The organism is Streptococcus sp. SM3 (assembly GCF_027497875.1).
Genome location: NZ_JAJNSA010000085.1, coordinates 1 through 10,355 on the forward strand (window position 1 = coordinate 1; position 10,355 = coordinate 10,355).

Consider the following 10,355-nt stretch of genomic DNA (forward strand, 5'->3'; position numbering starts at 1 on the left):
ATTGGTCAAGACAAAGGCGTCTTTACGGATATCGTCTTTCACCTTGAAATCATACAGGTAGCCAAGGGGACCGAAATAGCTATGCTGATCTTGCGAGGTCAACTGCAAAGCACGATGATAGGTCGCGTTTTGCGGAATCAAGATCTTCTTGGTCCGGATTTCTGGGCTCTTTAGAATCAACTGCATATTGCCCGGAAGGCTGTCGTGAAGAGGCTCTTGCCACACCAAGACGTCGCGTCCTTTGATGCCTTTATTGCCTAACTGGAGACTAATGCTAAAGGAGGTAGCCAGCGTATTGTAGACCAAACCATCTAAATCAAAACCACGATACTCTAGATAAAAGACAAAGTAATCTAAGCGATTCTTGAAAATCCGCATAGGTTGATGGTCCAAGGTCAAGATCAAATCCCCTGTTTGGTGATTTTCTGTCAAGCGCTCGGTATCCCCTTCAAAGTAAGTAGTCACCAAATACTGTCCCTGATCGCCACAAGTCGTTACAGCAATCTTACGACCGTATTGGTCATAGTGCTCAACCATGACCACTTGTCCCTTATCATCTAACCACTCTAAGCGCTCGACGATGCGTTTATAGGAAGCAGCATGGTACACAATCCGAGCTTTTTCCTGACCATAGTAGGTCACTTTTCCCGAACTGTTATCCCCAGAAACTTCCCAGAAATCAGGCACTGGAACTTCATTAAAGTAGCGACCGCGCTTCTCCCCTTTTGCTTGTCCTAAGAAATAGATAAAGGGAGATTCGACACCGTCTGGTAAGAAACCGTTTGGCTCCAAAACAACGGTCGGATGGTCAAAGCCAGACTCTTTCATGGAGTGGAGCAGGTCTTGGCTTTCACGAGAATAACTATCAAATACGTTCAGCATGTGTCACCTCTTCTATCAATTGTTCCCAAGCTTCTTCTACTCGGCTGGTCAAAAAGTCTTCTGCACGCGCATAAGATGCTTGACGCATGCTGGCTAGATCATCTTTTTTGTATAGCTGGATCATTTTTTCCGCAAAGGCAGAAGCAATCTGGTCGACCACTTGATCTGCTGAAGGCGGAATGAGATAGCCATTTTTACCTTCTGTGACAAAGGTCTGGTTGCCATAAGGAACGTCAAAACCGATAATCGGAAGACCAGAACCGATCGCCTCCATCAAGGTCAACCCAAAGCCTTCACTGGTCGACGCGGACAGGTAAACCTCATAATTCTTGTAAATTTCCTCTAGATTGGCATGCCCTTTGAGATGGATATAGTCTGCTGCCCCCAATTCATCAATTAGAGAACGCAACTTGCCTTCTTCTCCACCTTTTCCATAGATGTCAAAGGACAGCTCTGGCAATTCTTTTTTGGCGCGAACCACTGCTCGCACCAACCAGTCAATATGCTTTTCTGTCGCCAAACGAGAGGCAGTAATCATAGAAAATGGGGTGCGATTTTCGTTTTGTGGTAAGCTTGCAAGACTCCCAACTGGAATGGTATAGATAGCCGGCTGATGGTTGGTGTATTTGGCAAACTGCTCGGCCAAGATTTCTTTTTGGCGGTCAGTCGCGACAATAAAGAAGTCTACCTTATCTGCATTGGTAAATTGATACTCGTAGTAGTTATTCCACAGGATATACTGATCATCGACATTATTGGCACTGAAGTGCTCGGCATGGACGACCACACCCAGGCGAGCTTTTTGCGCTTCTTCAAAGATAGGCTGACCAATATTGGTTTCCCGATCCAAAATCACCAAATCTTGTTTGGTCAATTGAAGGTTCTGCATGAAGTAGCGGATCAATTCTTGGCGACCAACTAGGTAGCGATCTGGGAAACGATAGATTTCGCGGCCATCCGCCATCTGCATGCTGTAGGCAACCGTCCCGTCTTCATTGTAAAAACGGCGCTCAATCAAGTTGGCTTGGTTGTTCTTAGGAATGAAATACTCGGTACAATAGCGGGTATAGGAGAAATAATCCTTTCTCACCAAAATTCCTCTAGACACGTACTCGCAGCGTTCGACATAGGGACTGTTTTCTGCGCGCAGGTAGCAGGTCAAAAAGTTGTCCTGATCCTCATAAAAGAAGCGCTTGATCTTACCATCGACTTCTTCACGAGTCGGTTTTCCGGCAAATCCTGCTAAGACCTGATCAATGGTATAGGTCGTTGGCGCAATTTTTATATCTGTAAAATGGCTATAGAGCCAGATGATTTCATCATTTTTAAAACCGATATTTTCTGTTAAATGCTGGATATTATCGGCTAGGATCATATCCATAAAGACAAACTTGGCTGGTTGATGGATATTGCGTAACAACTGGGCACGGTAGGCCTGGGCATACTCAACACCACTGCTGGCCCAACCGATTCCAAGGTTGATATTGTATACTGTCATAATGTCCTCTTTTATGGGAAATGCAAGACAATTTCCCCTTTTTTATTGATTTCTACTCGACTTAGTAGGAGATTGCGGACCATTTGTTCTTTGGCCGCCTCTTTCATTCGTTCAAAGGATTGGTAGGCTTCTTGGAAAAATTCTACCAAAGGGTTTTTCTGACTGGTGTACTGACCAGAGAGCGCCATGCGCAATTGTTGCAGATAGTCTACCTGCTCGACCCAGTTTTCATCGATAGCTTTTAGGATGGCCATGCGCTGGAATTGGGCGATCACCTCATCGGTGCCTAAGATCTCATACTTAGCTTCTAACTCGCTTTTAGCAATTTCCCATAAGAAATTCTCTTTGGTTTTCTTGCTACGGAAGGTTTGGTGGGCCTTTTCCGGATCCACTTGGTAACTAACATTGTCTAACATATAGCGATAAAAAGCTACCGGTTCCTTGTATTCTTTTTTATGGGCTACACTTGAAAAGACGGAACGAAGCACTTTTTCAACGATATCATCCAAGCGTCCTTCTTGTTTGATCAAGCGGTCGCGCTCTTCGTAGACGATGGCACGCTGAATGTTCATGCTTTCCGCAAATTCTAGCGTCATCCGACGACTGGCCTGACCAGAACTTTCACTAGCATTTTGAGCCCGTTCCACCAAGTTTCTATACTTGCGCTTGGTCAGAGCTTTAGCTGAACCAATCCGCTCATCTACATCATAGTCTTGATAGGTATCCTGGATCCAGTCTGGCCCCCAATTTTTCATCAAATCGTCTTCCAAAGAGACGAAGAACTTGGTCAAACCGGGATCTCCTTGGCGACCTGAACGCCCCCGAATTTGAAGGTCAATCCGCTGGTTCATCATCCGCTCAGTCCCGACAACCACCAAGCCACCTAACTCAGCGACTCCTGGTCCTAACTTGATGTCGGTTCCCCGACCGGCCATTGAGGTCGCAACTGTCACAGCTCCTTTTCGACCTGATTCCTTAATGATCTGGGCCTCTCGAGGAGCATTGTTGGCATTGAGAAGATTGTGAGGAATCCCTTCGCGCAAAAGAAGATTCGAGTAAAGAATCGACATCTCAACGGATCCGGCAAAGACCAGAATTGGATTGCCCTTTTCGTGGACCTTCTTCACATAGTCCAAGGAAGCCACGATTTTCTCTGGCAAGGTCTGATAGATTTCATCCGGCAAATCTTTGCGGATCTTCTTGCGATTGGTTGGGATCTTGATCACTGACATGGCATAGGTATCAAGAAACTCTGCCTCAGCGACCTTCCCAGTCCCGGTCATGCCTCCCAACTTCCGAAACATCTTAAAGAGGTTTTGGTAAGTAATAGAAGCCATAGCCCGTGTTTCTTGGGTGAGCTTGAGGCCCTCTTTGGCTTCAATCGCCTGGTGGAGTCCTCCTTGGAGGCGTGTCATTTCCATCAAACGTCCTGTTGCCTGGTCTAGCAAGACAATCTCATCTTGCCCTTCGACATTGGGATGGATGACATAGTCCTTATCCTTAATAAAGTTTTTATTGGCCTGCAGGGCTAGGCTGATATGGCGGACTAAATCACGGTATTGGGGATCATAGAGATTGGGAATGGCAAGAAAAGCTTCTGCTGCATGAGCTCCCTTTCGAGTTAACCAAACCCGTTTCTTTTCTTCGTCAAACTTGAAATCCTCCCCCTCCTTGAAGGTTTGGATCAAGGTGTCAATAATCCCATAAAGGTTGGACTGAACCCGAGGAGAACCAGAAATAATCAAGGGGGTCTGAGCACTATCTAGAAGCACCGAATCAATCTCATCGACTATAGCGTAATTGAAGTCTGCCAAAAATTGGCCATCTGCTGAAGCCGTCAAGTTCTCTGTTAGATAGTCAAAGCCCAGACTGGTATTGGTCGTATAGATGACGTCTGATTGGTAAATCTCGCGTTTGACTTCTGGATCTAATTCTTCGTCCTCTGACTGTTTCAAAGGAACGCCGACGGTCAAACCTAAAAAGCGATAGACCTGTCCCATCTCTTCTGCATCCCGAGTTGCCAGATAGGTATTGGTCGTAATGACCATAACCCCTTTGCCCTCTAGGGCATTGAGATAAACAGGCATGGTCGCTGTTAAGGTTTTTCCTTCACCGGTATTCATTTCAGCGACATTGCCCTGGTGTAGGACGATCCCTCCCATGACTTGCACGTCATAAGGAAACATGCCCAAGACCCGTTTATCAGCTTCCCGCGCAACCGCAAATGCTTCTGGTAAGAGATCATCCAAGGTCTCACCCTTAGCTAGACGTTCCCGAAATTCCACAGTCTTCTCCTGTAGTTGTCGATCCGTCAAGCGGGCCATGTCATCCTTCCAGCTATTGACTTCTTTTAAGATTTTTTTGATGTTTCTTAATTTAACGTAATCCAATGTAATCCTCTTTTTTTGCAGTGATGTTCGTCTATTCGAGAACTTCTGCTCCCTCAGACGATATTGGTTGAATCGTGAAATAGTGGAAGGTAAACTCTTGCAAACCTGCACTGAGCAAGCGTACTTCATAGGCGTATGCTTGATCTGGATAGGTAAACGGCAAGCGACCTTCTGCGGTTACGCGACGGCTAACGACCTCTCCAAAGCGATCTTTGAAGACGATTTCTACCATAACGGTATGAGCCGGAGTCGCTTCCATCGTGATAACCAGTTCATAATCTTGCTCTCTTTTGAGCAGAGGCAGACTAGGAATTTGACGAGTTGCGCCAAAATTTGTCTGCGAATGCCAAGTTTTCAGCACTTGACCAGATGGCATGAGGGGGTTCTGAAACTGAACGCTTCCTTGGTCAGTCGCTTGAATGGTCGACCCCCAAAGATAATCTGCTAGAACGGTATCGCCCCAGTAGATTCGTCTGCTTTCATTTTCTTTTATTTTTATCATTGGTTTCTTCCAAAGTCTCTTTCCATGATTTCTTTGTATTGGGTCACAAACCACTCAATGATCGGACCACTCGCATCGTTGTGTCGACCGGCACGGCTAGTGCTGATAATACGAACCGGAAATTCATACAAGGCCTCTAAAATATCTGGATAAGCCTGCTGGTCATAGTCATCATCCCTCATATAGGCAAGGGCTAAAATCGTATCCTTGAAATCTGCCTGGTCAAACCGGTCCCAGAAGCGTTGATTGAGCTGACCGATCCCTTCTTGCGACACTTGACCAATGATCAACTGCATCATGTCTAGGGATGTTCCAAACTCATCTGGACGTTTAAATTTCAGGTTGGCAGCGACATCCCCCAGGTTGACAATGGGTTTTCCGACCAAGATCGCATGAGGAGAATAAAGAGCCCCATAGTAAAGGGCACCAAAGGTCCCCATGGACAAGCCTGAGAAATTCATATCTTTTGGCTCAAAGCCGAGCAAGTCCAAGTGCTGATCAATAAAGGCAGTGATTTGACTTTCCAATTCTTCTGAGCCCATATAGAAGGATCCACCTTCCAGCCTTGGGTCAGAAAAGAGAATAAAGGGACTCCCCATCGCACGCATCATCCCAAACCCTTCAAAACCTTCGGCCGGACGATACCCAGAAAAGTAAATGTTTAAAGGTGGTTTCATATCGCCAGGATGGAAATAAGCAAAAATTTCTTGGCGTTTGTGGTCCCGTAGCGTCTTAGCTCCTACGGTCATCTCTCCTAAAGGACCATGTGACAAGCGCTTATGTAGGGCTCCGATCGTAAGCGTCCCTTCTCCTTTTGCTTCCAGCGAAAAGGCTAGGTAATAAGGTTCTGCTCCATCCAATTCTAGTGGTTGCTCCATCTCTTCTTCTGAAAAGACTGCATCTTTGACCCACTCTCCCAGAGCACCAAAGCGGTAAAATTGGATCCGCAATTGCAGCTGACAGCTTGGATCTTTTTCATATTCCAACCAAAAATTGATAGGACGGCTAGCGTCATACACATAATTGTAAACCCACTGAACAATCGGCGTAAACTCTTCCCCATATGCTCCGTCAAGCTTGAGGAAATGTTGCCCCAAGACTGTTTGCTGACCAGCAAAATCAGGTCTCACCTGCAGATCACGAACTGTAAAGGCATCTCCGTATTGATTGTCGTATAAAAAGCGGTCTAAAACATAGAGAAATTGATGCTTGTTTGAGAAGTCCCAGGGTCTCGCTTGTTTAAGCCTTAAGAGGTGGGCTAATTCTTCAGAAGGTGCCTCTAGCTTACGGCTTTCGTCATAAAAAACGGTATAAGGTTGAAAATAAGTCAGGTCTTCTCCTAAAGCCAACAAATCTTCTGGATTCTCTAAAATCAAGGCTTTAAATTTAGAGATTTCCTCTTCTTCCATATAGTCTTTGAGCGATGGAAGAGCGGTGGCTTGAAAAAAGTGCCAGCCAAGTCCAGCAGGAAGTTCCATTTGATCCTGCCAGCTGCTTGAGCCGATTTGGAGAATATGGGGTATTTGTAGTTTTTTATCCATGACGTTCTTTCATCCATCCTTCCCATTTCTCGATCAAGCGTTGACCGGTGTATTCTTGGATTTTTTCGATTGAGTAGACCAAGGCTTCATTCCAAGGCTTCAATTCCAATAAGAAGTGCGTGATTGCTTTTTCTAATTCCTTGTCTCCCTTTGATAAGACATAGCCGTTTTTCAAATGATCGACATATTCTGTCTGGACGCGGTTGACCTGAGGAATCCCCGCAGAGATCCCTGCAATCTGCGTATAGAGGTTGGGCTCCTCGCTTAAATCGACAATTAAGCGAGTTTTTTCCAACTCTTGAATAATGTCATTTTCATTTGAAAAATTCTTAACCACAAAACGGTAATCCGGTGCGTCTTGTACAGACTCTTCATCAATGATTTGGTTTTCTCCAAGCCCTTCTGACTGACTTGGCGACTGAACAAGATGCAAGTCCTGCTCACTAGCAATCAATTCCTCGAGTTGCCCTTCTAATTCCTTCACCCGCTCCGGTGATCCATTGTAAAATGCAAAAACAACTTCAAATAAGGGATGTTGCGCTAAAATTTCCAGAACCTTCTTGAGCTGGCTCTTACTTGGAAGCTCGGCTTCGTTGACATAAAAGTAAATCTTGGATTCCTTGCGCTCCTGACTAGAGCCCAAACGAAGGCGGGAGTCAAAAGAGGTAATCCGGTGTGTCTTTTGAGCGAGGCTAGGGGAAAAGCCCCCAATCGCTTTTTTGGTTTTTTCACTATCTGTAATCAAGAGTTGGGCATCAATCATATCAAAATAGAGGGCAAAGTTTTCGGCAGACAAAGGCTGACGATCCCCATAGAAAGACAAGACTTTCTTGACGCTACTTGCTGTATCTTGTAAAAAGGCCAAATTTGCTGGATGAGCTGCCAAAACCAACTGATCTCGTCCTGGAACCAAGGTTGCTAGCTGCTCCTTCATTTTTTCAGCGACAACTTCTCCCATATTGGCATAGCTTTCTTTTTTGAAGGCAGGAAAGAAAGCTTCATTGACCATGACGGAGTGGTTCTCTTCAATCAACATCTCTCTCAAAACCCATTGTCCATCAAAACTCAGATACTCTTGGAAATAGGGTTTTCCCTCATTGTAGTAGATTCGACTAGAGATAAAGCCACGATCATCTAAGTACTCGATGTAGCTGATCTCGTCATTCTTATAACGGGTCAAAGAGAGAAGGTTTCCATCCACTCCCATATCAATTTTTGCTAGGTGGTGGTCCTTACGAAATGCCATCACCAAAAAGGGAGTATAGGAAAAAGTGGTCTCACTCGGCCATTCGATGTCTTGAAGCTGAACTGGGCGCATCGCCAAACTAGACGGAACCTTTTGGATCCGATCAAAAATCGAAAGCACATCTGTCTCTAACAAATCTTGGCGGTGTAAAAAATAGCGCAGTTGCGGACTATATTGAGGCAACAATAAGATCCGATTCATTTCTGCTTCTTGAAAAATACGAACTTGATTAATGGTATCATCAAATTCAATGGATTCTCGCATCCAGTACCAAGGGGTAGCTGTTTGCTGCCAGATGCGGTCCGTTCCATACCAGGCTGGTACAAAATAATACATGGTTACTCCTAGAATATTCTTGTATAACGTTGATTGACACGAAGGGCACGAATTTCTTCTCGGATATTGTAAATCATCCCGACAAACATGAGGAAGGTTCCTGGAATCATGGTCAAGCGCAAAAGATCTTTATCCCATAACAAGAGGGAAAAAGGAAGCGCCGTAAAGAGGATCAGATACAAGGTCCCAAAAACCGTCAAGCGTAGCACAATTTTATTGATATAGCGACGTGTATCTGCTCCAGGATAGACATGATCGATATACTCGGACGCCTTCATCATCTTATCTGCAATTTCTTCTCCGTTCACATTGACAAAGGCGAAAGCAAAAGAGAGAAGGGCGATCATCAGAATGTAAAGAAGAATCCAAATCGGATCTCCCATCACCAAGTGTTTGGCTAAATGAGCGGCCCACTTGGCATTGGAATCCATAGACAAGATCAACAGCATCGCGTACTGAGGAATGGACACCAAGGTCATGGCATACATGAAGGGCATCCCTCCTGCTGGGTTGAGCTTGATATCCAAAAAAGTATAACTTTTCAAATTGTTGTGGATTCCTAATTTATTGACAGGAATCTGGTACTTGGAATATTCCACCAAGACTGCCACATAGACAAAAATCAAGATAAAAATCACGCCCAGAACATAAGCGATCTCTGGTATATTATTGACACTTGAAAGGGTCTGCATCACGTCTTCTGGAAGATACATCACCATCCCAGCCATCATGATCACCACAGAACTTCCAAGCCCCAAAGCGGCATTTAGATCTGAGAGCCAAACTAGAAAGAAGGCTCCAGCTACCATAATCATAGTATTGACTGCAATGACAAGTCCGGAGTTCAACCCTGTCTTCAAGGGGAGATACATGGCCACTGCCAAGGACTGGACAATGGCGAGTGTCAAGGTCACGTACATCTTTCGCCGCTCCACAATTTCCGAGCTGGTTTTTTCAAGGTTAAAGCGTTTTGAAACGGTAAACATCCGCCACAAAATCATGGAAGACATCCACGGGGATAGACCGATCGAAAAGATCGACATTCCGCGGAGGTTTCCCCCCATCACAGCACTTGAGAGCTGTAAACCGGTTGTCGTTCCCTCATTGAGTCTCAAGGCCTTTGATAAGTCAACAAAAGGCAAGGAAATTTTACTTCCCAAAACATAAATAAAGACGAAAAATATCGTCCAACAAAATCTCTTTCCTACTTCAGATCGTTTTAACATTTCTTTTAAACTTTCTCTTACTCATTTTGACTCTTCCACCTGGGGAATAGCCTTTTAATATGTGCCTTTAGAGCATTTTATCTCAACTTATTTTACCATAATTTGCGACTTTTCCAAACTCATTTGTCACTAATATTTGATAATATTTCAAATTCCCCATTTGGTACTGTATTCAACAAAAAATCCTTCAGATGTTTATCTAAAGGATTGTTCATTGAATGTTATTCACCCAAGGCCATGATGGTATCGACGAATAATTTCTTTGTAAAATAGCCATTGCGGATCAAATAAGAAGTATATTGAGCCTTTTGGACCATTTGGGCATACGCTTCTTCTGTGCAGTCTTGAACCAGACGATTAGCTTCTTCAAGACTAGATGCTACAAAGCCAAGCCCTTTTTCTCGAATATAGTCTGCATTTGACAAATAGTCTGGCACGACTACCGGAAGACCTGCGGATAAGTAAGTCGATAATTTGTAGGAAATATTTTCTTTGTAGTAATCTCGCTCATCCTCGGGGTTCTCTGAATTTCCCCAGACCAGCCCAAAACCACCCTTAGAAAGCTCCAAAAGCAACTCTTGCTTAGTTCGCCAGCCTTCAATATGGACCTTGGAATAATCAACTCCTTCAACTGGTTCAGTATATACATGAAGGGGTGTATCATATTTCCAGTCGATGATATGAGGGAAACGCGAAGGATTTCCTGAGAAGATCAGTTTTTTCTCAAATTGCGG

At 44.5% G+C, this 10,355-nt stretch carries 7 protein-coding genes and 1 pseudogene; all 8 read right to left on the bottom strand.

The window, feature by feature from the left end:
* Nucleotides 1-882 (bottom strand): accessory Sec system glycosylation chaperone GtfB (locus PAN06_RS10790; protein WP_269796299.1); only part of this gene is annotated, 882 nt, incomplete at its 3' end.
* On the bottom strand, nucleotides 866-2,380 hold the full coding sequence (gene gtfA / locus PAN06_RS10795; protein WP_254727590.1) for an accessory Sec system glycosyltransferase GtfA: 1,515 nt from the start codon (nucleotides 2,378-2,380) through the stop codon (nucleotides 866-868). The genes PAN06_RS10790 and gtfA, both read right to left, overlap by 17 nt.
* A gap of 11 nt (nucleotides 2,381-2,391) precedes the next feature.
* Nucleotides 2,392-4,776: an accessory Sec system translocase SecA2 gene (gene secA2, locus PAN06_RS10800; RefSeq protein WP_269796303.1), complete on the bottom strand. Its 2,385-nt coding sequence runs from the start codon at nucleotides 4,774-4,776 to the stop codon at nucleotides 2,392-2,394.
* 25 nt (nucleotides 4,777-4,801) lie between these two features.
* Nucleotides 4,802-5,272: an accessory Sec system protein Asp3 gene (asp3, locus tag PAN06_RS10805; RefSeq protein ID WP_269796300.1), complete on the bottom strand. Its 471-nt coding sequence runs from the start codon at nucleotides 5,270-5,272 to the stop codon at nucleotides 4,802-4,804.
* Nucleotides 5,269-6,813 carry an accessory Sec system protein Asp2 gene (asp2, locus tag PAN06_RS10810; protein WP_269796301.1) on the bottom strand — a complete coding sequence of 515 codons (1,545 nt, stop codon included), beginning with the start codon at nucleotides 6,811-6,813 and terminating at the stop codon, nucleotides 5,269-5,271. The genes asp3 and asp2 overlap by 4 nt, the downstream gene beginning before the upstream one ends.
* The gene (asp1, locus tag PAN06_RS10815) at nucleotides 6,806-8,395 is read right to left on the bottom strand and encodes an accessory Sec system protein Asp1 (RefSeq protein WP_269796302.1); all 1,590 of its coding nucleotides are present in this window, start codon (nucleotides 8,393-8,395) and stop codon (nucleotides 6,806-6,808) included. Before asp1 ends, asp2 begins: the two co-directional genes overlap by 8 nt.
* A gap of 8 nt (nucleotides 8,396-8,403) precedes the next feature.
* Nucleotides 8,404-9,621, bottom strand: coding sequence for an accessory Sec system protein translocase subunit SecY2 (gene secY2 / locus PAN06_RS10820; RefSeq protein ID WP_223325376.1), 1,218 nt, complete (start codon nucleotides 9,619-9,621; stop codon nucleotides 8,404-8,406).
* A 221-nt stretch (nucleotides 9,622-9,842) separates the two neighbouring features.
* Nucleotides 9,843-10,355 (bottom strand): annotated as a pseudogene (locus PAN06_RS10825) (beta-1,6-galactofuranosyltransferase); the annotation flags it as partial.